Source organism: Frankiales bacterium, from assembly GCA_016125335.1.
In the GTDB taxonomy this organism is placed as follows: domain Bacteria; phylum Actinomycetota; class Actinomycetes; order S36-B12; family CAIYMF01; genus Longivirga.
The window spans coordinates 89,012-114,948 of sequence record WGLY01000013.1; the positions used below are offsets into that span (position 1 = coordinate 89,012).

16 protein-coding genes are annotated in these 25,937 nt (G+C 74.4%); 6 read left to right on the forward strand and 10 right to left on the reverse strand.

Annotation, left to right across the window (positions count from 1 at the left end; genetic code table 11):
- Positions 1-2: 2 nt before the first annotated feature.
- Genes GC157_07655 through GC157_07670 form a run of 4 tightly spaced genes read left to right on the forward strand, consistent with a single transcriptional unit; the run spans position 3 to position 4,054 of the window.
- Complete coding sequence (locus tag GC157_07655; GenBank protein ID MBI1377340.1) at positions 3-752, forward strand: MBL fold metallo-hydrolase; 750 nt, start codon at positions 3-5, stop codon at positions 750-752.
- Between the two features lie 35 nt (positions 753-787).
- Entirely contained in the window at positions 788-1,639 is an 852-nt protein-coding gene (locus GC157_07660; protein ID MBI1377341.1) for a fumarylacetoacetate hydrolase, read from the forward strand.
- Entirely contained in the window at positions 1,639-2,928 is a 1,290-nt protein-coding gene (locus tag GC157_07665; GenBank protein MBI1377342.1) for a M20/M25/M40 family metallo-hydrolase, read from the forward strand. Before GC157_07660 ends, GC157_07665 begins: the two co-directional genes overlap by 1 nt.
- A 25-nt stretch (positions 2,929-2,953) precedes the next feature.
- The gene (locus GC157_07670) at positions 2,954-4,054 is read left to right on the forward strand and encodes a class II histone deacetylase (protein ID MBI1377343.1); all 1,101 of its coding nucleotides are present in this window, start codon (positions 2,954-2,956) and stop codon (positions 4,052-4,054) included.
- Positions 4,055-4,097: 43 nt separating this feature from the next.
- Here GC157_07670 and GC157_07675 read toward each other — a convergent pair whose 3' ends face one another.
- From GC157_07675 to GC157_07715, 9 genes are all read right to left on the reverse strand, one after another.
- Entirely contained in the window at positions 4,098-5,756 is a 1,659-nt protein-coding gene (locus GC157_07675) for a sulfatase-like hydrolase/transferase (GenBank protein MBI1377344.1), read from the reverse strand.
- Positions 5,757-5,822: 66 nt separating this feature from the next.
- Complete coding sequence (locus GC157_07680) at positions 5,823-6,284, reverse strand: AsnC family transcriptional regulator (protein MBI1377345.1); 462 nt, start codon at positions 6,282-6,284, stop codon at positions 5,823-5,825.
- Positions 6,285-7,754: an aminotransferase class III-fold pyridoxal phosphate-dependent enzyme gene (locus tag GC157_07685; GenBank protein MBI1377346.1), complete on the reverse strand. Its 1,470-nt coding sequence runs from the start codon at positions 7,752-7,754 to the stop codon at positions 6,285-6,287. It lies immediately after the preceding gene.
- Between the two features lie 152 nt (positions 7,755-7,906).
- Entirely contained in the window at positions 7,907-10,024 is a 2,118-nt protein-coding gene (locus GC157_07690) for an AAA family ATPase (GenBank protein MBI1377347.1), read from the reverse strand.
- A gap of 156 nt (positions 10,025-10,180) precedes the next feature.
- Entirely contained in the window at positions 10,181-11,179 is a 999-nt protein-coding gene (locus GC157_07695) for a DNA topoisomerase IB (GenBank protein MBI1377348.1), read from the reverse strand.
- A gap of 67 nt (positions 11,180-11,246) precedes the next feature.
- Positions 11,247-12,092 carry a hypothetical protein gene (locus tag GC157_07700; protein ID MBI1377349.1) on the reverse strand — a complete coding sequence of 282 codons (846 nt, stop codon included), beginning with the start codon at positions 12,090-12,092 and terminating at the stop codon, positions 11,247-11,249.
- Positions 12,089-13,420 carry a sulfate adenylyltransferase gene (locus tag GC157_07705; protein MBI1377350.1) on the reverse strand — a complete coding sequence of 444 codons (1,332 nt, stop codon included), beginning with the start codon at positions 13,418-13,420 and terminating at the stop codon, positions 12,089-12,091. Before GC157_07705 ends, GC157_07700 begins: the two co-directional genes overlap by 4 nt.
- A gap of 1 nt (position 13,421) precedes the next feature.
- Complete coding sequence (gene cysD, locus GC157_07710; protein ID MBI1377351.1) at positions 13,422-14,348, reverse strand: sulfate adenylyltransferase subunit CysD; 927 nt, start codon at positions 14,346-14,348, stop codon at positions 13,422-13,424.
- Between the two features lie 26 nt (positions 14,349-14,374).
- Entirely contained in the window at positions 14,375-18,841 is a 4,467-nt protein-coding gene (locus GC157_07715) for a DUF2309 family protein (protein MBI1377352.1), read from the reverse strand.
- Between GC157_07715 and GC157_07720 the strand changes: the two genes are divergently transcribed.
- A complete protein-coding gene (locus GC157_07720) occupies positions 18,660-19,100 on the forward strand; it encodes a MarR family transcriptional regulator (GenBank protein ID MBI1377353.1) in 441 nt (146 codons plus the stop codon). The genes GC157_07715 and GC157_07720 overlap by 182 nt on opposite strands.
- A 45-nt stretch (positions 19,101-19,145) precedes the next feature.
- Here the strand turns inward: GC157_07720 and GC157_07725 are convergent, their stop codons facing one another.
- On the reverse strand, positions 19,146-24,161 hold the full coding sequence (locus GC157_07725; protein ID MBI1377354.1) for a hypothetical protein: 5,016 nt from the start codon (positions 24,159-24,161) through the stop codon (positions 19,146-19,148).
- A 288-nt stretch (positions 24,162-24,449) separates the two neighbouring features.
- Between GC157_07725 and GC157_07730 the strand changes: the two genes are divergently transcribed.
- The gene (locus GC157_07730) at positions 24,450-25,925 is read left to right on the forward strand and encodes a hypothetical protein (protein ID MBI1377355.1); all 1,476 of its coding nucleotides are present in this window, start codon (positions 24,450-24,452) and stop codon (positions 25,923-25,925) included.
- Positions 25,926-25,937: the final 12 nt, after the last annotated feature.

A 25,937-nucleotide genomic window follows, 5' to 3' on the forward strand; every position in this document is an offset into this window, starting at 1 on the left:
TCGTGCGTCTGACGTCGGACGTGTGCCTGGTGGGCGGAGGACCGACCTTCGGCTTCGGGCTCACGCCCGGCACCGACGCCCACGTCTACCTCCTGGACGGCGGTGACGAGGCGGCGCTCGTGGACTGCGGGATGGGGTCCGACGCCTCGTTCGACCAGTTGGTCCGCAACGTACGCGGCGACGGGGTCGACCCTGACTCCGTGACCAGGCTCTTCATCACTCACTACCACGCCGATCACTGCGCCGGGGCGTCTCGGTACCGACATGCCCTCGGCCTCGAGGTGCTCACCGGCCACGACACTGCTGACGCCCTGGAGGCGGCCGACCACCGAGCCACCAGCTACGACGCGTCGCGGGCGCTCGGCGTCTATCCGGCCGACTCCTCCTTCCCGCCATGCGCGGTCGACACCCGGCTCGGTGACGGCGACGAGGTCCGGGTCGGGCGGTTGTCGGTCACCTTCGTCGCCACGCCGGGCCACTGCGCCGGGCACGGCTCCTACGTGGTCTCCGGCGGTGACCGGACCTACCTGCTCTCCGGTGACGCGCTCTTCGCCGGGGGCCGGCTCCTGCTCCAGGCGACGCGCGATTGCGACCTGCAGCGGTCCTTCGCGTCGGTCCGGACCTTGGCGGCGCTGGATGTCGACAGCCTCCTGCCGGGGCACGGCCCCGTGGCTCTGACAGGGGGGCGCGACCACGCTCGTGCCGCGCTGGCCACTATCGACGCGCTGGGTGTTCCCGCGAGCCTGGTCTAGCCGCGGAACCCCTCGAGCGAGAAGAGGAGCACGACGTGAGGATGACGACGATCGCGGATCGAGTGACGATCGTGCTCGGCGGAGGCCTGGTCGACGTCGAGCGCGCGAGCGGGGGCCGATTCGGCCACGCCGCCGAGGACGCGTTCGCGCGATGGGGGGACCTGCGTGCCTGGGTAGACAGCACAGACCTCGCTCCGCACGCCGAGACGGGCATCGCATCCGGGATGCCCTCCCCGCGACCTCGCCAGGTCTTCGCCATCGGTCTCAATTACGCCGACCACGCTGCCGAGTCCGGCGTACCGGTGCCGGCGTTCCCGCCGACGTTCACGAAGTTCGCCACCTGCCTGACGACTCCGGGTTCCGACCTGGTCCTCCCCAGCGACCAGGTGGACTGGGAGGCCGAGCTCGTCGCTGTCATCGGGGTACGAGCGCACAGGGTCTCCGTCAAGGACGCGTGGGACCACGTCGCGGGGCTCACGCTCGGGCAGGACTTCTCCGAGCGCGAGGTGCAGATGAGGGGCGCTGTCCCTCAGTTCTCGCTCGGCAAGTCCTACCCGGGCTTCGGACCGATCGGGCCCTACCTGGTGTCGCCCGACGAGTTCGCCGATCCCGACGACCTGGCCATCGAGTGCGAGATCAACGGAGAGGTGGTGCAGTCCAGCCGGACCTCGCGCCTGGTGTTCTCGGTGGCTGAGCTCGTCTCGATCCTCTCGGGCGTGTGCCCCCTCCTCCCGGGCGACGTGATCTTCACGGGAACGCCGGGAGGCGTCGGGGTGTCCCGGGAGCCGGCTCGGTTCCTCCAGCCCGGCGATGTCGTCGTGACGCGCATCGAGGGCATCGGCGAGATGCGCCAGCGCTGCGTCAGCCCGGGGGAGACCGCGGCCTGATGGACGGCACCGACGACGAGGTCGTCAGCATCCTCAGCGACCTGATCCGGATCGACACCACGAGCACGCATCGGCCGGAGCGACCAGCGGCAGAGCTGGTCGCGACCCTGCTCGACGAAGTCGGGATCGGATCGCGCATCTACGAAGGTGAGCGCGGTCGGGCCAATCTCGTGGCGCGCATACCGGGTGCCGACGCGTCGAGGCCCGCGCTGCTCGTGCACGGACACCTCGACGTCGTCCCGGCTGAAGCCGCCGAATGGTCCGTGCATCCGTTCAGTGGCGAGGTCGTCGACGACTGTGTGTGGGGTCGTGGCGCGGTCGACATGAAGGACATGGACGCCATGGTCCTCGCGGTGCTCCGGGGATGGGCCCGCGAGGGCCGGCGGCCATCCCGCGACCTCGTGGTGGCCTTCCTCGCCGACGAGGAGATGGGAAGCGTCGCGGGCGCGCGCTGGCTCACGGCCGAGCACCCCGACCTGTTCCGGGACTGCACGGAGGCCATCGGCGAGGTCGGCGGGTTCAGCGTCTCGCTCGATGACGAGGCCCGGCTCTACCTCCTGCAGACCGCGGAGAAGGGGCTCGCCTGGATGAGGCTGAAGGCCACGGGACGGCCGGGCCACGGAGCCATGGAGCACCACGACAACGCGGTCGTGCGACTGGCATCCGCCGTCACGGCCATGGGGACCCACAGGTTCCCCACGCACGTGCGACCCGAGGTCCGCCGCCTCCTGGATGAGCTGGAACCGATGGTGGGCCGCCGCCTCGACCCCGACCTTGCGGAGGAGTGGCTGCCCGAGCTCGGCGCGCTGGCCAGGATCGTCGGGGCGAGCCTGCGCAACTCGGCCAACCCGACCCGGCTGGAAGCCGGGTACCAGAACAACGTGGTCCCGTCCACGGCCTCCGCTGTGATCGACGCGAGATTCCTGCCGGGCCAGGAGGACGAGCTCATGACCGACCTGCGCCAGCTCGTGGGCGAGAGCCTGGACCTCGAGGTGCTCACCCACGGCGTAGCGGTCGAGACGGAGTTCTCGGGCGCCACCGTCGACGCCATGTGCGAGGCGATCCGTGCGGAGGACCCCGAGGGGATCCCCGTCCCGTACATGCTCACCGGCGGTACCGACGCCAAGGTCTTCGCGCCATTGGGTATCCGGTGCTTCGGCTTCGCACCCCTGAAGCTGCCTCCCGAGCTGGACTTCCCGTCGCTGTTCCACGGCATCGACGAACGGGTGCCCGTGGAGTCGCTTCGCTTCGGGGTCCGCGTGCTGGACCGCTTCCTCTCCCGCTGCTGATCCCCGAGCCGGCCGGAGGTCGACCATGGCTCCTGCACTCTCCGTGCGACGCGTCGCGCTCGTCCACGAGGAGGACTACTTCTGGCACGAGTCCCGCGTCGACTTCGGGCCGTGGGTGGAGGGGGATGCGCAGTTCGAGACGCCGGAACCACGTCGACGCCTCCTTCAGCTGCTGCAGCGCACCGGGTTGGCCGACCGGTGCGTCCGCGTGCGCGCCTCCGAGCTCACGGACGACGACCTGGTTCGGGTGCACACCCCCGCCTATGTCGCGAGGATCCGTGCGGCCGACCTCACCGGTGGCGAGGCGGGCGAGTCGGCACCGTTCGGGCCGGGCTCGTTCTCGATCGCACGTCGCTCCGCCGGGGGCGTCCACGCGGCCGTCGCGTCGGTGCTCGACGGCACCACAGACTGCGGGTTCGCACTGGTTCGGCCGCCAGGCCACCACGCCGAGGTCGACCGCGGGCGCGGATTCTGCATCTTCGCGAACATCGCGGTCGCGATCGAGAAGGCAAGGGTGTCCGCCGGGGCCGCACCCGTCCGGGTCGCCGTCGTGGACTGGGACGTCCACCACGGCAACGGCTCTCAGAGCATCTACTACGACGATGCCGACACCCTCACCGTCAGCATCCATCAGAGCGGGCTCTACCCCAAGGACAGCGGCAGGATCGAGGAGGTCGGCGGTCCGGCTGCCCCGGGGACCAACATCAACATCCCCCTTCCTCCTGGCAGCGGCGAGGGCGCGTACCTCTACGCCTGGGACACGGTCATCGCGCCGGCCGTCACCGCCTTCAAGCCCGACCTGATCGTGGTCGCCTGCGGGTTCGACGCCTCCCAGCTCGACCCGAGCGGACGGATGCTGCTCACAGCCGGCTCGTTCGCCGCGCTCACCGCCCGGGCTCTCGACCTCGCCGGCTCGCTCTGCAACGGCCGGCTCGTGCTGGCGCAGGAGGGTGGCTACTCCCCCATCTACGTGCCGTTGTGCGGTGCGGCCGTCGTGAGCTCGCTCCTGGGAATCGAGTCGCTCGACGACCCGCTGTCCGGGATCGGTGGCACCGAGCAGCAGCCGCTCCAGGAGCACCAGCGCGAGATCGTCGACCGGGCCGCTCAGGTGCATCAGCTGGCTTGATCCGCGCAGGAGGCACGCGCCCTTCGACGGCTGTGGTTGGAGCTCAGGAGGCTTGGGCGTCGCCCTGCCAGGTGGGGTAGCCGGCGAGCCGGGGGCGCTCGGTGATCCAGGTGTGCTCGTCGGGGCCGATCTCGGCGTCGATCAGCGACTCGAGCCTGCCCAGCAGAGTCGCGACCGTGTCCTGGTGCTCGGGCTCGTAGGCCAGGTTCACCATCTCGTGCGGGTCGGAGTCCCGGTCGTAGAGGACGACGTCGTTCGCGCCCACCAGCTGCTCGACGTTCCGCGGCCGGTTGGGCTCGAGCGGGGAGAAGTAGCGGCCGAAGGTGTAGCGGCCGTCGGTGTAGCCGCGCAGGAAGCCGCGCTTGGTCCAGTCGGGACGCAGCTGCCCTGCCTGCATGCGCGCGGGGCCGTCGGGGGTGCCGAACTCGCGCCAGTACCCGTCGTCGAGCGTCGTGACGATCTCGACGGCGGTGAGGACGCCGTCGCGGACGGCAGCGCCCTCGAGGGCGGGCACCAGCGAGCGGCCATGCAGGCCGGGGAAGCGCTGCGCCACGGTCGCGCCGTCGAGGCCGGCCATCTCGAGCAGCGTCGGCGCGAGGTCGACGGCCGAGGCGAGCGCGTCGCTGGTGCCGCCGCCCGCGACGTCCGGGTGGCTGACGACGAGCGGCACGTGGAAGTTCTCGTCGTAGACGAGGTTGCCCTTCTGCCGCAGCCCGTGCGAGCCGGCCATCTCGCCGTGGTCGGAGGTGAAGACGACGACGGTGCGGTCGGCCTGGCCCGAGGCCTCGAGGGCGTCGAGGACGAGCTCGATGCTGCGGTCCACGTCGCGCGTGCAGTTGAGGTAGAAGCTCATGCCGCGCCGCCATGCGTCCGCGTCCGGCACCGGCCCGAACATGGTCTCCATCGCCGCGGCGTACTCGCGCACCGCCGGGGCCGCGCCGGACAGGTCGTCCCCCGCGCTCGCCGGGACGTCGACGTCCCACGCCTTGCGGTACACGGGGATGTCGGCGGGCGGCCGCACCACCATCGCCTCGGCGAGGTTGGGCGGCGGCGCCACCAGGCGGCGGCCGCCGTAGTCGTAGCTCATGATGTCGTGCGGGTTCACGAAGTTGACCGCCATGAACCACGGCTGGTCCGCGGCGACGACGGGCGCGCGGTTGCGCAGCCACGCGACCGCCTGCCCCGCGATGACCGGGTCGATCTTGAGCCCGGCCCAGGCGCCGCCGTCGAGGTCGCCCCACGCGTTGAACTCCGAGAAGCCGTAGGGCTCGAGCGCGTCCGTCGTCGGCCGGGGGTCGGCCGGGTCCTTGTAGGCCTTCGACAGGTGCCACTTGCCCTGGTACGTGCAGTAGTAGCCGGCCTCGCGCAGCATCGTGCCGATCGTGCCGAGCGCCGGGTCGAGCGGGCGGATGTAGGGCATGGCGTCGTTGTCGTAGATCTCGGTCACCGGCATGTGCCGGCCCGTGTAGATCACCGACCGCGACGAGCTGCACTGGGCGGAGGCGACGTAGTAGCGGTCGAACGAGACGCCCCGCTCGTGGATGCGCTCGCGCGCCGGGAGCGCGAAGCCGGCCGGGCGCGGCAGGCGGTAGCGCTCCTCGTCGGTGCAGATGAGCAGGATGTTCGGGCGCGATCCGCCCTGCGCTCCCACCGTCGACATCCCGGCCACCGTCCCCTCCTCGACCCCCGGACGCATCCTCACCCACGCGCGGCCCTCCCGGGGAGTGGCTCACGATTCCCGCCCACGGCGTGTCGGCGGCTGCGGTGCTCAGTCGGTGCCGGCGTAGCGGTACGCGTCCTTGGTCTCGCGCAGGATCGTCACGACGTCGAGACTGTCGACGCCGGGCACGGTCCTGATGCGCTCGGTCACCAGCTCAGCCACGCCCTCCTCGTCGTCGCAGGCGGCCATGAGGAGGATGTCGTAGGCCCCCGTGGTGATCGCGGCGTAGTCGACCTCCGGCATCACACGCAGCCGCGACTCGACGTCGGCGACGGTGCGGCCCCGCACCCGCACCCCGATGAGCACGCGCCGCAGCCCCAGCTGGAGCGGGGCGATGACGGCGACCACCTGGATGACGTTGCGCCGCTCGAGGCGACGCAGCCGCTGACGAACCGTGGCCTCGGCGAGCCCGAGGTCGCGCGCGATCTCCGTGACCGGACGGCGCCCGTGCGCCTGCAGGGCCGCGATGATCGCGCGGTCGGTGTCGTCGACGGCGCTGTCGCGGCTCACCTACCGGACCTCCTCCGCCACCGACTCGAGCAGGGTGCCGCGCTCGACGGGCGGCTCGGCCGCCACGGCGTGAACAGCGTCGACGATCCTGGCACAGCTGTCGCGGAAGACGGCGGGCGGCATCGTCAGCGCCGGCTGGAGGCGCATGTGCCACTTGCCCCGCTGGGTGATGCCGAGGACGCCGCGCTCGAGCGCGGCCCGGTGCACGGCCACCTGGAAGCGGGGTGCCGGGCGGATCGTGTCGCGGTCCTTCACGAACTCGATCGCCGCCAGCCCGCCGGCCGCCCGCACCTGCCCCACCTGCTCGACGTCGGCGAGCTCGGGGGCCATCTCCTCCAGGAAGATCCGCTCGAGCTCGCGCACGTTCTCCAGCACCCCGCCGCGCTGGATCCGCTCGATGCCGGCAGTCGCCGCCGCGCACGCGGCGGGCGTGAACCCGTAGGTGCTCCCGAGGTGCAGCTCGGTCCCCGCCATCACCTCGTCGGTGCCGAGCACCGCGGCGATCGCCTGCCCGCCGGCCGAGAACGCCTTGCCCAGCAGGATCAGGTCCGGGTCGATGCCGGACCAGCGCTGCATCGCGAACATCTCGCCGCAGCGGCCCATGCAGGTCTGCACCTCGTCGAGGCAGATCAGCCAGCCCCAGCGGGAGGCCAACGCGCCGAGCCGGTTCCAGAAGGCTTGCGACGGCACGTGGACGCCGCCCTCGCCCAGCACCGGCTCGACGATCACGCCGGCCACCTGGCCCGGGTGGATCTGCTGCACGAGGACGTAGTTCTCGAGGTAGTCGAGCACCGCCGTGTCGTCGAACGGCCCCGGGCCCGGCGTGAACGGCGAGCGGTACCGGTTCGGGTACGGCACCGTCACCACCCCGGCGACGTACTGGGCCCGCTGGCTGGTGACGTTGGACAGGTCGCTCGACGTGCCGGCGGTGAGGTACGTCGACTCGCCGTGGTACTGGCCGCCGAACGTGATGACCAGCGGTCGGCCGGAGCTCTCGCGCATGAGCTTCACCGCCGCCTCCACCGCCAGCGTCCCCGTGACGGAGTACTCGACCCGCGTGAGCCGCGGCGTCGGCGCGATCTCGACCAGCTTCTCCACGAGGTCGAAGGCCGGGACGTTGGCGACCCACCCGCTGATCTGCATGCCGTGGCGGTCCCACGCGGTGGTCATCGCCTCGCGGACGTCCGGCGGGGTGGGGCCGAACGGCGAGGAGCCCCAGGCCGACATGTGGTCGGCGAAGGTGTTCCCGTCGACGTCCTCGATGAGGTAGCCGGTCTTGCGCGCCTCCACGAACGGGATCAGCTCGTGGTCGGAGTTCGCGCCGGTGAGGTGCGGGTCGAGACGCTCGAACCACGCGCGGCTGGCCGGGCCGGGCAGCTCGGTCACCACCTGGGGCAGCGCGAGGTCCGCCGCGGTCGGCTCGGGAGCCCTCGCCTGCCCGGTGCCGTCGGTCGCGGGTGCCACGGACATCTCGTCCTCCTGTGCCTCGGCCGGCTGCGGTGCCGGCCCGTGGGCCCGACCGTACGAGCACGGGCCCGGCCGTGGCGCCACGAGATCGAGCAGTGGCGCGTCCGGGAACTGCGCGACTTCGTGCCGGTGGACGCCGTACGCCACGACCCAGGTCAGTCGCGGCGGAGCACGACGAGCCGCTGCGTCGCGCGGGTCATCGCCACGTAGCGGTCCACCGCACCCTGCACCCCCTCACCGAACGAGTCCGGGTCGACGAGCACCACGAGGTCGAACTCCAGCCCCTTCACCAGCTCGGGCGGCAGCGAGCCGACCCTCGCCGTGGGCCGGAACGCCGGCAGACCCACGACGCACGCGACGCCCGCGGGGTTCTCCGCCTCCCACGCCGCGATCAGCCCCGGCAGCGCGTCGAGCCGGCCGTTCTCCACCGCGACGCCGGTGCTGCGGATCGAGGTGGGCACGTTGGCATCCGGGATCGCGGCACGGATCACGGGCTCCGCCGCGTCCATCACCTCGCTCGGCGTGCGGTAGTTCACCCGCAGCGTCGCCACCTGCACCCGGTCGAGCCCCACCCGCTCCAGCCGCTGGACCCACGTCTCGGTGAAGCCGTGCCGCGCCTGGGCCCGGTCCCCCACCACGGTGATGCTGCGGGACGGGCAGCGGCGCAGCAGCATCTGCCACTCGGCGTCGGTGAGCTCCTGCGCCTCGTCGACCACCACGTGCGCGAACGGCCCCGCGAGGAGGTCGGCACCCGCGGTCGGCAGAGCCGCCTCGTCGACGAGCGCGTCGCGGATGCCCGGCTGGCGCAGCTGCGCGAACAGGCCCTCCTCGTCGGCCTGGAGCAGCTCGGCCACCACGAGGTCCATGGCGGCGCGCTCGGCCGCCTCGGCCGACCCGCGGCGGCGGGCCAGGCCGGACGCCCCGCGCTCGCCGAGCCGGTGGCGGGCGGCGTCGAGCAGCGGGAGGTCCGCCGTGGTCCACGCCTGGGCGTCGGGCCGCTGGAGGCGCCGGACGTCGTCGGGGCCGAGCCCGGGCGCGCACCGGCGCAGGAACGCCGGCACCGACCACAGGTCGCCCACGACGTCGGTGGCGTCGAGCAGCGGCCAGGCGAGGTTGAACGCCGAGCGCAGGCCGTCGTCCGCCGCCAGCTCGCGCCGGCACTGCTCCTGCGGGACGCCGCCGGCGTGCCGGGCGACGAGGATCTCCAGCAGCGCCTCCCACACCTGCTCGCGCGCCTCGTTGTGCGGCGTCCCCGCTTCTGGGGAGTCGAACGCCGCGGTCCAGTCCGCCGCGGTGAGCGTGACGTCGTCCCACGGGGTCGAGACGGTGAGCGGGTCGGTCGGCGGCTCCTCGTAGAAGCGGGCCGCCGACTCGATCGCGTCCACCATCGCCAGGGACGACTTGAGCCGGGCCACCTCGGCGTCCGCCTCGTCCGGCGCGCCCTCCCCCTCGGCGACCAGGTCGCGCACGGTGCAGGCCTGCACCCCCTCCTCGCCCAGGCTGGGCAGCACGTCGGACACGTAGGCCAGGTAGGGGCGGTGCGGCCCCACGAACAGCACGCCGCCGCGGCGGTGCCCCAGCCGCGGGTCGGAGTAGAGCAGGTACGCCGTGCGGTGCAGGGCGACGACGGTCTTGCCGGTGCCGGGGCCGCCGTCGACGACGAGGGCCCCGCGCGAGCCTGCGCGGATCACGGCGTCCTGATCGGCGGAGATCGTGGCGAGCACGTCGCGCATCCGGTCGGAGCGGTCCGCGCCGAGGCTGGCGATGAACGCCGAGTCGTCGTCCGGGAAGACGCCGTCCGGCACCGGGCCGGGGACCAGCACCTCGTCCCAGTAGTCGCGCACGCGGCCGTCCGACCATCGGTAGCGGCGGCGGCTCACGATGCCCATCGGGTCCGCGTGCGTAGCCGCGAAGAACGGCTCCGCCCCGGGCGAGCGCCAGTCGACGAGCAGGCGCCGTCCGTCGGCGTCGGTCAGCCCCAGCCGCCCGACGTGCACCGTCGTCCCGTCCTGCGCGACGGTGCGGCCGAGGCAGGCCTCGAGCCCGAAGCGGCTCAGCGTGCGCATCCTGCGGCGCAGCCGTTCGACCTCCTCGTCGCGGTCCATGGCCTCGCGGCCGATCCGCACCGTCTCGTGCAGCGCGGCGTCGATGCGCCGGCCGAGATCGGCGAGCGCGGCCTCGAGCGTCGCGGCCACCGCGGCGAAGTGCTCCTCGTCGGCCGCGATCAGCCGTGGGGCCGCCTTCGCGGACAGGCTGCCGGGGAGGTCGAACACGGTGGCGTCCACGCGCTGCTCCTCGTCGTCGCTTCACCGAAGACCGCGAGGCTAGAGGAGGAACGGACGCCTCATGAGGGCCGCCGATCCGTGCTACAACGGAACCAGGGGGACGACGACGCGAGACGCCGCCGACGCCGGTCCGCCGCGGCGGGGTCAGCCCCCGGCCAGCCCGTCGAGCGCCGGGCCCTCCCCCGCCCGGGCGTCCTCCAGGTCGCCGCGCTCGAAGTCCTCGATCACGCGAGGGTCGACGTAGGCGCGCAGCGCGACCGCGGGGGTGTCGCCCAGTTCCGCAGCGGCCGCCTCGGCGGCCTCGCGGCGTCCCCTCGCGCGCTCCCGCGCGGACGCCGGCGCCTCGTGCCGCACGAGCGCGTCGCGGGCGGCCACCGTGGCGTGCCACGTGCGGAAGTCCTTGGCGCTGAAGCCTTCTCCCACCGTGTCGTGGACGTAGTCGTTGATGTCGCTGCTGCGCAGGCCGTGCCACTCGTCGTCGTCCTCGTAGGCCAGCAGCCGTCCGGTGCGACGCCGGCCGCCGCGCTCGAGCATCGGCCGCAGGGCCGCGGCCAGGCGCCGGTCGCGCAGCTCGACCTCCTGCGCCACCCCGGACTTGCCGGTGAACGCGAGCCGCACGCGGTCGCCGTCGAGCGCGACGTCCGTACGGCGCAGGGTCGCCGCGCCGATCCCGCCGCCGTCCCGCGCGTACTGCTCGCTGCCCACGCGGATGCAGCCGCGGTCGAGGATCCGGAAGGCGGCCGCGAGCGCGCGCCGCCGCGTCGGTCCGGCGTCGCGCAGGTGCCGGGCCACGCGACGCCGCGCCGCCGGCAGCCGCGCGGCGAACCGCTCCATGCGCTCGAACTTCGCCGTGTCCCTCCGGCGCCGCCACTCCGGGTGGTACAGGTACTGCACGCGTCCGGCGTCGTCGACCCCGGTCGCCTGGAGGTGGCCGGAGGGGTCCCGGCAGATCCACACGTCGCGCCAGGCCGGCGGGATCGCGAGCCCGCGGATGCGCTCGCGCGTGGTGGCCGAGGGCGCCCAGCCGGTCACGTCGTCGCGGTAGGAGAAGCCCGTGCCACGGCGGCGGCGGCGGATCCCGGGATCGTCGGGAGAGCTGCGGCGCAGGCCGGTCGGGCGGGTGGTGCGGCGGTCAGCGGGCACCTCGTCCTCCTCGCGTCGACCGGCCACCTACCCGCCGACCGGCCGCCCACACAGGACCGACCTCCGCTCAGGGGTTGCACCGGTCGCAGTGCGCGGGGTCCGCGGCCTCGCGCACGGGCTCGCGCCGTTCGTGACCGCACCCCGGGCAGCCCAGCAGCCGGGCGGCGGCACGACGCGTCGGGGCGCCGCACGCTCGGCAGGGCAGGCCCGGCTCGACCCGGGCGACCCCGAAACCGGGCCGCTCGCACGACGGGCACGGCGTCATCAGTCGCCGGGCCAGTCGCTCGGCAGCGCGCCTGATCACGGGACGGCGGGTCGGGCAGAGGTGGGCCCGCAGGTCGGTCTCCACGATCGCGCGCCCGTCGCGGGACGCGTCCGCGGCGGCCACCACCGCGCGGCGCAGCGCCTCGGGCTCGACGATCCCCTTGGTGATCCGCGCCGGGGAGTCGTCGGCGGGACGGCAGACGAGCGCCTGCGACGGGAAGCCCACACGCGCGAGGAACTCGGCGGGGTCGTGCCCGGGCGTCACCGTCACGGAGGCGGCCGCGGTGTCGAAGGACACCTCTCGCTCCACCACGACCAGCCCCAGGCGGTCGTCGACGAGCAGGACGACCTCGACGTCGACCGTGGTGAACGGGGCGTCGGGGTGCGGTCCGAAGCTGCCCTCCGAGGCGAGGCCGGCGTCCAGTCCGCTCACCCGCATCCCGGCGCGGGCCTTGCGCTCGGCCACCGCGACGGGGTCGCCCGCCCGCGGCTTCTCGCCGGTGAAGGTGCCGAAGGCGTCCGTGTCGACGTCGGCCACCACCACCGTGAGGCTGGTGGGCCGCAGCGCCGGCGCGATCTCGCCCTCCTTGCCGTGCCGCGTGGCCAGCGCCGCGGTGCGACCCTCGAAGGGAGCGGCCGTCGGGCTCACCGGCCGAGCGCCGCCATGCCGGCCGCCAGCGTCGTCCCGTCCTGACGGTCGACGAGCAGGAACGCACCCGTGCGGCGCAGCTCGCGGTAGTCGTCGATCGGCAGCGGCTCCGCGAGCCGCAGGGAGACCCGGCCGATGTCGTTGAGCGCCAGCGGTTTCCCGTCGTCGACGTGGTCGAGGGTCACGAGGTCGAGCCGGCTGCGCACCGCACCCACCCTGGCCAGCGTCGTTCGGGTTCCGTGGTGCACCAGCAGCTGGGCGCCCTCCTCGACGACGCGGTCGGCCAGCACGCACACGGTGGCCTCGAGCTCGCGCACGGGCAGCGGACGCCCGGCGACGCCGGCCAGCAGGTCGCCCCGCGCCGCGTCGACATCGTCGGCGAGCCGCAGCACCACCGACTGCATCGCCGACGCCGCGTCCAGCGGGCCGTCGAGGCCGTCGATCGCCGCCACCCGCGTCTCGCGCCCCGACGGCAGCACGACGACGGGATCGCCCACCCGCACGACGCCGTGGGCGACGCGGCCGGCCAGCCCCCGGTAGTCGGGGTGCTCGGCGGTGCGGGGCCGCAGCACGACCTGCACCGGGAAGCGGAACGGCTCGAGGTCCGGCTCCGTGCCGACCGGCACGCCCTCGAGGTGCTCGAGCAGCGTGGGCCCGTGGTGCCACGGCATCCGGTCCGACCGGGTGACGACGTTGTCGCCGTGCAGGGCGGAGACGGGCACCGGCACCACGTCGTCGAGCCCCAGCGCCGACGCCACCGTCGCGAAGTCCGCCCGGATCGCCGCGTACACCTCCGGGTCGAAGCCCACCAGGTCCATCTTGTTCACGACCAGAGCGACGTGCCGCACGCCGAGCAGGGCCGTGACCGCCGCGTGCCTGCGGGTCTGCTCGACCACGCCGCGGCGCGCGTCGACGAGCACGAGGGCGAGCTCCGCGGTGGAGGCGCCGGTCACCATGTTGCGCGTGTACTCCACGTGCCCCGGTGTGTCGGCGAGGACGAACGAGCGGCGCGGTGTCGTGAAGTAGCGGTGCGCGACGTCGATCGTGATGCCCTGCTCGCGCTCGGCGCGCAGGCCGTCCGTGAGCAGCGCGAGGTCGGCCTCGACGAGCCCGCGCTCGCGGCTGGCCCGCTCCACCGAGGCGAGCGTGTCGGACAGCACGGAGCGGGTGTCGTGCAGCAGCCGCCCGACGAGCGTGGACTTGCCGTCGTCGACGGAGCCGGCGACGGCGAGCCGGAGCAGGTCGCGCGGCGCCGGGTCCACGAGCGGCCGCGGCGACGCGGGGCCGTCCGGGTGGAGCACCGCGGCGGACAGGAGCGGCTCGGTCATCTCAGAAGTACCCCTCACGTTTGCGGTCCTCCATCGCCGACTCGCCGGCCCGGTCGTCGGCACGGGTGGCCCCTCGCTCGCTGACACGGCTCCCGACCAGCTCGGCGATCACCTCGTCGACCGTGCGCGCCTCGGACGCGACGGCGCCCGTGCACGACATGTCGCCCACGGTGCGGTAGCGCACGGTGCGGCGGACGACGGCCTCCCCGGGACGCGGTCCGCCCCACTCCCCCGGGGCCAGCAGCATGCCGTCGCGCTCGAAGACGTCGCGCTCGTGCGCGAGGTAGAGGGAGGGCAGCTCGATCGACTCGCGCGCGACGTACTGCCACACCGCGAGCTCGGTCCAGTTGGAGAGCGGAAACACGCGCACGTGCTCCCCGGGACGGTGCCGGCCGTTGTAGAGGTCCCACAGCTCCGGGCGCTGCCGGCGCGGGTCCCACTGGCCGAACTCGTCGCGGATGCTGAACACCCGCTCCTTGGCCCGCGCCTTCTCCTCGTCGCGGCGCCCGCCCCCGAGGACGCCGTCGAAGCGGTGCTCGGTGATCGCGTCGAGCAGCGGGACCGTCTGGAGCGGGTTGCGCGTGCCGTCCGGACGCTCCCGCAGGACTCCGCGGTCGATGTAGTCCTGGACGGAGACGACGACGAGCCGGGCCCCGTACCTCCCGACGAGCCGGTCGCGGTGCTCGAGCACCTCGGGGAAGTTGTGACCGGTGTCGACGTGCAGCAGCGTGAACGGCAGCGGCGAGGGGCGGAACGCCTTGGCGGCCAGGTGCAGCATCACGATGCTGTCCTTGCCGCCGCTGAACAGCAGCGCCGGCCGCTCGAACTGGCCGGCGGTCTCGCGCAGCACGTGCACCGCCTCGGACTCCAGGACGTCGAGCTCGCCCGGGTACGGCGCCGGCGTCTCGGTGGCGCCGTCAGCGACCATGACGAGCCGGCCGTCGGTGACCGTGCTCATCGGCGTCCCGCCTCACGCGCCATGGCCGGTGCCGCGTCTGCGTGGCCGTCCTCGCCGTCGTCGACCGGTCCGGTCACCTCGCCGTCGGGCACCCACGCCCCGTGCGGGGTGCGCCGCCGCACGGAGCGCCCGCCCGGGTCCACGGCGCACAGGGTGATCCAGCCGCCCGTCACCAGGGCCGCCACCGCGGGCCGACGCGAGAGCGCCGCCTCGATGCGGTCGACCGGCGCGCACACCGTCGCCAGCAGCCGCTGCGGCACGTGGCGCGCCGCCGCGACGCCGCGGTCGGCGCGCGGCGCGTCCGCCATGACCGCCTGCCAGGGCAGGCCGATCCTCAGGTCGCCACGTGCACCGGTCACGACGGCGGACACCGCGGTGCCGTCGCCCACCACGTTGTGCGTGGTCTTGTCGCCCGCGCCGAACCGCAGCGGGTCCACCGTGGAGGCCCAGTACTGCGCGGTGATCCACTGCGCGACGACCACCGGCGCGGCGAGCAGCGTCTCGAGCACCGAGCCGTCGGGGTCGTCCTCGGCGCGGTAGGACTGCAGGAACACGCGGCCGTCGAGATCGGCACCGGCGGTGAGCGAGCGCGGGCCTACCACGATGGCGGCGGCGCCGGCCAGACCCCACTCGGGGCGTGGCTGCGCCCAGTCGACGGCGCGCGCCGCCACGTGGGCGGTCAGCGTGGCGCCGGACGGTGCGGGCGGGGCGTCGGTGAGCTCGCCGGCGCGCTCGGCCCTCGTGGCGGTCGCGGCCGCCGCGAGGTCGGACCGCAGCCGCGCCAGGGTCTCGCGCTGCTCCGGCGAGAGGCGCGCCTCGTTGACGTCGAGCAGGTGCACCACGTCGCGCGTGGTGTCGTGCAGCGCCGCGACCGCGCGGGTGCCCTCCGGGACGACGATCCCGCGCGCCCGCAGGACGTCGCGCACCCGGGAGTCGTTGATCGCGGCGGCGACGGCGCGGGCGCTGACATCGCCCGCCGCACCGCCGCAGGCGCCGCAGTCGTAGGCGGCGACGTGCGGGTTGTTGGCGACGGCCCCGCCGTGACCCGCGACCACCAGCAGCGGCGCCGGGTGCGTGAGCGCGGTCGTGGCGAGGAAGCCCGCGACCGCGTCGGCGAGGGCGTCCACGCCGACGTCGGCCACGACGTCGAGCCGCCCGCCGCCGGCGGGGGCGGCGTCACCGCGTCGCGCGAGCCGGCCAAGCAGCCGGGGGCGCCAGGCCACCACGGCCAGGACCGGCGCCTGGATCCAGCCCACCGCCTCCGCCCACGCGAAGGGCAGGCCCGGCGCCGCCTCCACCGCCCGCACCGCCGAGGCCAGCGCCGCGGTCCACCCGTCGGCGCCGTGCGGGGCGGCGGCGCGCTCGCGGACCGTCGCCGACGGGCGCAGCAGCGCGGGGGCGCGCTCGGTCACGGTGCCGTCGGCGCCGACGTGGCGCAGCGGGAGCCCGAAGAAGCCGGCCGTGCCGAAGGTCTCCCAGGGCCCGACCGACTCCAGGTGCCGCCGGAGCCGCTCGGAGCGGACGTCGATGCACGTGACCACCTGGGCGGCCGCGGCACCCGCGGCGCCGACGTCGGGCCGCAGCGACCGGTGCAGGTCGCGCCGGTAGGCGCCGTCGAGCAGGTCCGCGCGCACGGCCGCCAGACCGCCCTCGGCCAGCGGCGCCACGAGCGCGGCCAGCTCGCGCAGGTCGGTCGCGGACAGCGCCCCGAGGTCCAGCCCGAGGGTGCGCGCCGCCGCCGCTACGAGCCGGCTCGTGGACGGCGCCGGGCGCAGGTCGACGAGGTCCGTCGCGACCAGACGGCGACCCAGCGCGCGCGGGGCGCAGGCCTCGGCCACCACCACCTCGAGCGCGAGCCGGGTGGCCACCAGCTCCGTGAGCAGCGGGTCGCCGGTCGCCGCGGCGTCGCTCGGCCCCGGTCCCGTCTCGAGGCCGGCCTCGCGCCCCAGCCGGGCGTGGCGGGCGCGCCAGGAGAGGTGGCCCGGCCAGCCCGGGTCGCGCAGCAGCAGCCGGGAGAGCAGGGCGGCCCGCTCGCGCGGCTCGAGCCCGAGGTGCTCGAGCAGGGCGGCCACGGCCGCGGCGGGGTCCTCGGGCAGGCCGGAGACGACGGACGCCGCGCCGCGCACCCGCAGCAGGTCGTCGAGGGCGGGCGCCGCGCCGCGCAGCTCGCGCCAGGGCCCGGGCTCCCCCGGCCACGGAGCCCCCGCGAGCGCGCGGGCGCAGCAGTGGTGGCCCAGGGTGCGCACCCGGCGGTCGAGCGGGCCGTCGGCCAGGCCGGCTGCCTCCATCGGAGTCCGGGCCTGCCGCACCAGGGCGAGACCGGCGTCCGCCAGCATCCCCGCGGCCTGCGCGACGTCGGCGTCGGGGACCTCGTCGTCGAGCACCAGCGCGCGCAGGAGCGGGCCGGGGTCGATGCTGCGGCCGGCGACGGCGCGCGGCCGGGTGCCCTCGCCCAGCAGCGCGGTCACCGCGCGGTCGAGGTCCTGCGCGCCGGTCGAGCCCAGCGCGTCGCGGAGGACGGCCCCGGACGGGCCGGCCTGCGCGCCCCACAGCTGCTCGGCGAGCGCCGTGGCCCGGGGGAAGCCGAGCGCCTCCACCCCGGCGAGCGGGTTGCTCGCCACGAACGAGGTCAGCGGGTACACGGGGGCCACCGCCTCGCCGGCCACCGCCACCGCCTGGCGGGCGCGCTCGGCGTCGCCGTCGGCCACGGGCGGCACGGCGAGCGCGGCCACGGGCCGGGGCGCCAGCCGCTCGCGCACCGGCCAGGGGCGCAGCGAGGCGCGGGCCACGCGGCGGGGCAGGCCGGTCGGCAGCGCGCCGCGGCGCACCGCGGTGTCGAGCCACCACGCCGCCGCGCCCACGGCGACGAGCCCCGCGACCGCGCCGCCGAGGACGGGCCCGGCGGGGTCGGCCCAGCCGGCCGGCTCCCCGAAGGCCGGGGCGAGCAGGTGGGTCAGTCCGCGCAGCCCCACGAGGTAGGCCGCGCCGCCGAGCAGCACGGCGGCCGAGGCGAGCAGCCGGGCGCCGGGCGCGGTCGCGCGGGTGGCGAGGTGGGCCAGCGCCAGCCAGAGGACGCCGAGCACCAGCACGAGCGGCAGCAGCTCCGCGGGGGCGCCGAGGGCCGGCCACGGACCGAGCGGCCCGGCGGCCGCGGCGGCGACCACCGCGGCGCTCGCGGCGCCCGCGCCGGCCAGCGCGCGCGCCGACAGCGGCCGGCCCGCCGGCACGGCCGGGCGCCGGGACCGGTCCACGGCACCGCCGGCGCGCAGGAACAGGGTGGCCTTCCAGACGCCGTGGCCCACGATGTGGGCCAGCGCGGCGGCCGGCAGCCCGAGGCCGACCTGCACCGCGAGGTAGCCCATCTGCGACGACGTGGACGCCGCGAGCCGGCCCTTCACGTCCGCGCGGGTGCGCAGCTGGGCGGTGGCCACGAGCGCGGTGGTGGCGCCGAGCAGCAGCAGCGCCGCGCGGGCGGTCCACGTCGCCTGCACCAGCGGCCAGAGCAGCAGGGCGAGCACCCCGAGCCCGTTGACCAGCCCGGCGTGCAGCAGCGCGCTGACCGGCGACGGCGCCTCGGCCGTCTCCGGCAGCCAGCGGTGGGCGGGCACCAGCGCGCTGCGCACGGTCCCGGCCGCGACGACGAGCAGCGCGGCGATCGCGACGACGGCCCCGCCCGACGCGACGGCTCCCGGGAGCGCCGCGAGGTCCCACGTGCGGGTCGTGACGCCGAGGAGCACGACCGCGGCGGCGAGCAGCGCGTCGCCGATCAGGAGCCGCGCGCGAACCAGCCGCGCCGCCTCGCGCGACTCCGCGGTGCCCGCGTGCGACACCAGCACGGGGAGGGCGAGCGAGGGCACCGCCCAGGCGATCGCGAGGAGCGGCAGCGACGCGGCGCTCACCGCGACCACGAGCGCGAGCACCACCGCGAGCAGCGCCACGGCGTACCGCGCCACCCGGTGCTGGCCGGTCAGGTTGCGGACGCTGTAGGACGCGACGACGGCGCCCACGCCGGTGACGAGCAGGAGCAGCACGGCGGTGGCCGCCGTCGTCCGCAGCCCCACGTCGACGGTGCCGCGGTCGCCGAGGCCCACGGTGAGCAGCGACACCTCGCCCTCGCGCCCGCTGAGGGCGAGCAGCAGTGCGGCCAGCGCCCCCGCGGCCAGCAGGGACAGCACGCCTCGGACGACCCGCAGCACCATCATGTGAAGGACAATACCTGAAAGAGATTTCCGGTCAACTCGAACCGCCGAGGGTGCCCGTCGCAGCCGCGGTTCGGGCAGGATGGCGGTCGTGACGACGGCGTCCGGACGTGGCCGCCCCGGCCCCGCAGGGGCCGGTGGCGCGACGGGCACGGAGCCCGGCGCCGCGGAGGAGCCCGCCGGGCGGGGCTGGACGCTGCTCACCTCGCACGGCCGCGTGCTGCTGCTCATCGCGCGCCAGCCCGACATCCGCATCCGCGACATCGCCGAGCAGGCCCGGATCACCGAGCGCTCGGCGACCGGCATCGTCAGCGACCTCGAGCGGGCGGGCTACCTCACGAAGAGCCGCACCGGCCGGCGCAACACGTACGCCGTCAACGCCGACCGGGCCTTCCGCCACCCCGCCGAGGCCCCGCACCACGTCGGCGAGCTCATCGACATCTTCACCGGCAGCGACGCCGCCAGCCCGGACGGCCATGTCCCCGCACCGCGTCCGCGGACCGCGCGCGGGCGCCGGACATGACCGTCCGCCCCACCGGGGGGCCGTGGGGCGGACGGGGAAGGGGCGTCAGCGGGCGGTGACCGCCGCCGACATGCCCGAGTAGGCGCCGGTGCCGACCGCGTTGATCGCGGCGACGCGGAACCGGTAGGCCGTCCCGGCCCGCGGGCCGGTGACGGAGCGGGTGACCGCGGTGGTCCCGGAGTTCGACGTCACCGTCGTCCAGCTGGTCCCGCCGTTGGTCGTGTACTGGAGCGCGTACCCGGTGATCGGCGACCCGCCGTCGGCCGGTGCGACCCAGGTGACCGTGATGCGCCGCGTCCCCGTCGCGCCGGCCACGCCCGTGGGCGCGGAGGGCGCCGAGGGCACCGTGACGTTGGCGCCGGGCCGCACGGCGGCGGACGCCGCCGACCACGCGCCGCCGCCCATGGCGTTGATCGCGGCCACGCGGAACCGGTACGACGTGCCGTTGGTCAGCCCGGTGACCGTCGCCGAGAGCGCCGTGCTCCCGGTGTCGGCCACGGCCGAGCTCCACGTGAGCCCGCCGTCGGTGCTGCGCTCCACCGCGTACCCGGTGACGGCCGAGCCGCCGTTCGGCGCCGGCGCGCTCCAGGTCACCGTGACCTGCGTGTCGCCCGCCAGCACCGACGACACCGTCGGCGCGGCCGGCAGCACGTCCGGCGTCGCGAGGGCGCTGGCGTCGGACCACGCGCCCGTGCCGGCGGCGTTGACCCCGGCCACCCGGAACACGTACGACGTCCCGTTGGTGAGCCCCGTGGCCATGCCGCTGGTGGCGGACGACCCGCTGTCGGCGGTGATCGTGGTCCACGTGGTGCCGTCGGTGCTGCGCTGCACGGCGTAGCCCGTCGCCGGCGCCCCGCCGTTGTCCGCAGGCGCGGTCCAGCTGAGGGCCACGCGGCCGTTGCCCTGCTGGGCCGTCAGCGCGGTCGGCGCGCTCGGCGGCAGGGCCGAGGTGACGACGTCGGACGTCACCTCGCCGGACTCGTTGTAGGCGCTGACGCGGTAGAACCACTTGACCGAGCCGGCTGCCGCGTCCGTGGTCGTGACCTGGTTCGCGAGCGGCGACTGGATCCGCGTCCACGCCCCCGGCGTGCCGTCGGCGGTGATCGGCGCGCGCTCGAGGTGGTAGCCGATCTCGGCCTGCGTCTCGTGGGTGGTCCACGTCGTCGGGTCGTTGTAGTCGACCGGCGTCCCGTCCGTCCACGTCAGCGCGACCGGGTCGGCGTTCTTGTCGATGGTCAGCACCGGCTTGGCAGGCAGGGCCGTCGGCACGTGCAGCACCATCGGCCGCATCATGTCCATCTCCTCGTGGCTGAGCATGTGGCAGTGCCACACGTACTCCCAGCCGAAGTCGGTCATGACGTTGGCGATCGGCCGCGTCATCGGGTTGCCGTTGACGTCGGTGTTGTTGAAGCCGGCCTCCTGGCCGTTGAAGCTGCCGTTCAGGTCGCCGACGGCGCCCTCGGGCATCATCGGGTTGAGCAGCCGCTTGCTGGTGGGCACGCCGAACGGGATCGTCGGGACGATCGGCCGCGCGACGACGTAGGTGTCCTCCAGCGGGCTCACCCGCACGGTGTCCTTCCACCCGAGCTCGTTGGGATCGGGCGGGATGATGATGTTGTCCCACGTGACCCAGTTGAGCAGCTGCACGTCGAACAGGTGGAAGTGCACCGGATGCGTGTCCACCCCGTTGTGCGTGATCTTCCAGATCTGCGTGCCGTCGTCGGCCGAGGCGATGGGTGTCACGTCGAGGCTGCTCGGTGTCGCCTCGCCCCACAGCTCCTCCGTCGCCGGGTTGACGAACGGGTACAGGATGATGTTCTGCGTCAGCGGCGTGGCGCCCGGTGCCTCCACACCCATGTTGGCGCTCATCCGTCCGTACTCGTCGAACGTCGCGGCGTTCATCTCGTCGTGGATCGCCTTGGAGGTCAACGGGATCGAGAGCTTCTTCCCGTCCAGCGTGTCGAAGGTGAACGGGTCGCCGCCCTGCTGCTGGATGCGCGCGTAGCCGTCGCACTTGGCCGGCTGCTTGTCGGCAGGGAGCGCCTTGATGTCGCAGTAGCCGCCGCCGAACGAGGTGCCGTAGGCGGAGTTGTAGGCGGCCTGGCCCACCACGATCGGGTTCTGGCCGGACTCGAAGACGCCTGCCGGCTTGCCCGTGACGGGGTCGACGTGGTGCCCGAACGCCGCCTCGAGCGCGCCCATGCGGTCGTTGGTGGTGTTGGGCCGGTCGAACGCGACGCTCGGCGTCGCCGTGCTGATGCGCACCTGCATGAGCGTGCGGGTGTTGGGCCCGTAGCCCGGCAGCGTGGTAGGCGCACCACCGGTGTCGGTGAGGTCGGCGTCGTCGGTGTAGTAGTCCTGGTTCGCCTGGCGCGCGGGGAACGCGGCCGGGGCGTCGTTGTACAGGATCAGCGTCTTGCCGCGGTACTGCGAGAAGTCGACGACGACGTCCGCGCGCTCGGCCGGGGCCAGCAGCAGCGCGTGCTTGTCGACGTTGCCCGCGTCGAACCGCGTCGGGTCGGTGATCCAGGTGATGGGCTGGTTGGGGATCACGGCGGGCGCCGGCAGGAACCCCGACTCGTTGCCGATCTGGACCCAGCTCGGGCCGGCCGGGCTCTTGTCGAGGTCGGGCTGCGGCACGACCGTGGGGTCGGACTTCGCCGCGGCCACCTGCTGCGGGTCGAGCGCGACCTCGCTCAGAGTCCCGGTCGTGGGGTCGGCGACGTACCACTGGAGGTTCCAGAACCGGTCGTTGCTGCCGTTGAGGATGCGGAACCGGTAGGCCTTCGGGTCCAGCGTGGTCGTGGGGTAGGCGACGCCGTTCACCACAGGGGTGTCGTTGAACGCCTCCATGCCGGTCGACACGTTCGGCGTGCCGGGGATCTGCGCCGGCTGGCAGAAGTCGGCGGTGTCCGGGTCGCACGACGGGTCGTAGTACGGGTTGTCGATCGGCCCGTACTTCATGTTCGTCTGCGGCGGCCAGAACCAGGCGCCGTACATCCACCGGCCGTAGCTGCTGACGCCCTGCGAGCTCGCGGGCGCCTGCGCCGGCATGTAGACGTGGGGCAGCCACATGTTGCCCTCGCCGCCCCAGCGGCTGTAGTCCCAGGTCGGGTCGTCGAGCGCCACGGTGGTGGCGTCCGGCACGAAGGTCTTGTCCTGGATGACGAGCTCCTGGCCCAGGCCCATGCCCTCGAGCGGCCCGCCGCTGCCGGTGAGCTTGTCCTCGGTGGCATCGGTGACCAGGTACGCCGCGACCTCGCCGGCGTAGATGTTGAGGCGGGTGATGCCCCACGCGTGGTCGTGGTAGAAGAGCAGCCGCGCGCTCTGCTGGTTGGTGTAGAAGAACGTCATCGCGCCGGGGCCCGGGTCAGGCATGTCAGGCACGTTGGAGACGCTGACGCCCTTGGGGTAGTCGGTGGTCTCGCCGGCCGGCGTCGTCCACTGGTGCGGCGTCCCGTCGCTGATCCACGGGGTGATGCCGCCGTGCAGGTGCATCGTGGAGCGGTTCTCGGAGTAGCAGTCGGCGGGCTTGGGGAGCTGCCCGCAGTAGGGGTTGCGCACCTCGTCGGTGACCGTGCCCGCGTTCATCGCCATGTCCATCGGGACCTTGGTGACCGGGTCGAGCTTCATGGCGTTCGGGCCCATGCCCGAGCCCATGATCGTGGTGTCGACGGGCAGGAAGAGGTTGCCGCCCTCACCGGTCGGAAGCAGGTTGCGGAAGAGCACGCGCACCGGGCGGTCCTTGCGGGCCACGATCGTCGGGCCGAGGTAGCTCGGCGGGTCGACCGCCGTGTACTGCACGCCGTGCGGGTCGAGGATCGGCGCCGGCGCGACGGCCGGGTCGAGGTTGGCGTTCGTCAGAGGGATCTGCCGGCCGGGCACGACCGAGGTCGACAGCTGCACGTACCCGCGCACGAGCGCCCCGGGCCCGGGGATCGTGCTGTTGAACACGTGCCGGTACTGCACGACGGCGATCTCGTAGTAGTCCGAGCCGGGGTAGGTCGTGGTGTCCGGCACGGCGATCGGGATGTACTCGTCGAGGTTGTTCGCCTTGTCCGCCGTGAGGCCGGGCAGGGTGTCGACGAACTTCTTGATGCCCGGGGTGAGGTAGCCGGCGCCCTGCGTGTCGACCGTGATCGAGCCGATCGCGCCGAGCACGACGGCGTCCGCGGTGGCCGTGGCGCCGGTGCCGGTGCCCGACGCGTCGGTGATGGTGACGTCGGGGGCGGTCGTGTAGCCCTCGCCGCCGGTGACGGACGGTGTGCCCTGGTCCGGCACGACGTCGACCTGGGTCACCTTGAGCGTTGCGGTCACCGTGGCGGCGGTCGGGTTCGGCGTCGGGCCGTCGGTGACGGTGACGACCGGCGCGGTGGTGTAGCCCGAGCCCGGGGTGAGCAGCTGGATGCCGGTCACGTGGCCGTTCGCGTCCATCGTCGCGGTGGCCGTCGGCGCCTCCCCGCCGGCGACGTCGGGCAGCGAGAACGACACGACCGGCGCGACCGTGTAGCCGGAGCCCCCGTCGGTGAGCTGGAGCGCGTCGACGCCGCCGCTGGCGAGCAGCGCCACCGGGGTCGTGGGCGAGCCGCCGGACGCGGAGGCGACCGGGTGCGTGTAGCCGTACCCGGTCTCCTGCACCGTGACCGTGGAGACGACGCCCTGCGAGATGTCGGCGGTCGCCGCGGCCGTCGCGCTGGGCGTCACGCCCGGCGAGGTGATGACGACCGAGGGCGTGGCGGTGTAGCCGGACCCCGGGTCGGTGACGTCGATGTCGGTGACGGCGCCGCTCGCCGGGTCGACCGTCGCGATCGCCGTGGCTCCGCTCCCGGCGTCGCCGGGCGCGGCCTGGATCGTGACGACGGCGTCGGCCAGCGTCTGGGGGCTGTTCACCCAGTTCGGCGTCCCGTAGTAGTCCGGCACCTTGGTGCGGTCGGTGGCGTCGAACGCGACCCAGCCGGCCACCCCAGGTGCGGCGCCGGCGCTCGCGAGCCCGACGGGGGACACGGTGAGCGCTGCGACGGTGGCCGCGACGGCCAGGACGGCAGTGCCTCGACGGGCCATGGGACCCCTCCTCGATCCAGGCGGTGCCCGACGACGGTGACGGGCACGTCGCCCCGACCACGAGGCACGGGACAGCCCGAGTCCTCCGGTCGAGACCAGTGACACTCCTCGGCCTCGCGGGGACCCGGACTGAAGCGGCTCCGACGTCCGCGCGGTGATCTGCCTCACAGGCCCGGGCTCAAGACCGGACATCGTCGCGCCCGATGTTCGCGTCGTTGCGCCGCCTCGCACGGTGCTGCCGGGCGTGCGTCGTCCAGCGGGTCGCAGCCCGCGGAGGAGGAGAACGAGATGACTCGACACGGGGTCCAGGCCGTGATGCTGGCCGGTGCCGTCGCGGTGGCGGCAGCGGTTGCCGCACCGAGCGGCGCGTCGACGGCGCCGCGCACGTGGACCGTCCACGTCGGCAGCTCGGGCGAGCGCGTCGTCGCGCGCTACCCCCAGGTCGAGGTCCCCGTGGACACCGGCCATATGAACGTGAGCCTGCCGACCGCCTTCGACTGGGCGCCGGAGGACCTCGCCGCACCCGCACCTGATGTGCGCTGGAGCGTCGAGCGTGCCGGCGACGTCGTGGGCTCCGGCGCGGACGCGGACGAGGGGGTGCTGGCCGGCTTCGGGTCGACCGGCTCCATCGACGTCACGGCACTGCCCACGCCCCTGACCGTCGGCACCGGCTACCAGCTGCGCCTGCACGCCACGTGGTCGGACGCCGCGCCCGCCGACGCCGGCGACTCGCTCGACCTGGTCACCCCCTTCGAGGTCACCGCCGCGGAGGACGGGTCGGACGTCGCGGTCGAGCTCGCCTTCAGCCACGCCAGCACCGAGTCGCGCGAGCTGACCGTGCCCTTCTCCTCGCGCCCGGCCGGCGGCGACCGGCTCGTGCTCGACACCACGGGGGCCGAGCGGGCCTGGAGCTGGTCGACCGGTCCCGACCCGAGCGTGCCGTGGATCGGCGCCGCCGACGTCACCGCGGTGCTCGAGGCCTCGGCCAGCGACGACGACCCGCTCCAGTCGCTCGGCACGGTGCAGGTCACGACGCCGAGCCCGTTCGGGCTCACCGTCACGCTGCCCGGCGCGGTGCACTCCGCCGCCCGCTGGCTGCGGTTCTCGGCCTCCGGGTCGACCGACCCGTCGTCCGGCCCCAACACCACGCTCGTGGTGCACGTGCCGCTGTCGGTGTCGGCCGGCGTGCCGGCCCTGCGGGCCACCTCCTTGCCGAGGATCACCGGCACCGCGCGCTACGGCTACACCCTGCGCGTCGGCAGGGTCGGCTGGACCCGGACCGCCAGCGGCAGCTGGGGGACCCCGGCCGTCACCGTGACCTACCAGTGGTACCGCGGACGCACGGCGATCCGGGGCGCGACGGGGACGTCGTACCGGCCCACCGCCGCCGACGTCGGCCGCTACGTCTCGGTGCGGGAGACCGGCCGGTCGACCGGCTACCAGGCGGCCACCGTCGGCTCGCGGGGGGTCAAGATCGCACCCGCCCCCGCACCGCGGGTGCTGCGCGCCCCGACGATCTCCGGCACCAGGCGCGTCGGCTCGCGCCTGACGGTGAACCACGGCTCGTGGTCGCTGCGGCCCACCCGGTACGCCTACCAGTGGCTCAGCAACGGGAGGCCCATCACCGGCGCCCGCTCCGCCACCTTCACCGTGCCGGCGTGGATGGTGTGGCACACCATCAGCTGCAAGGTCACCGCCGTGATGCCGGGCCACGCGTCCGGGGTCGCGAGGACGTCGGCCGCGAAGGTGCGACCGCACCTCTGAGCAGCAGGCACC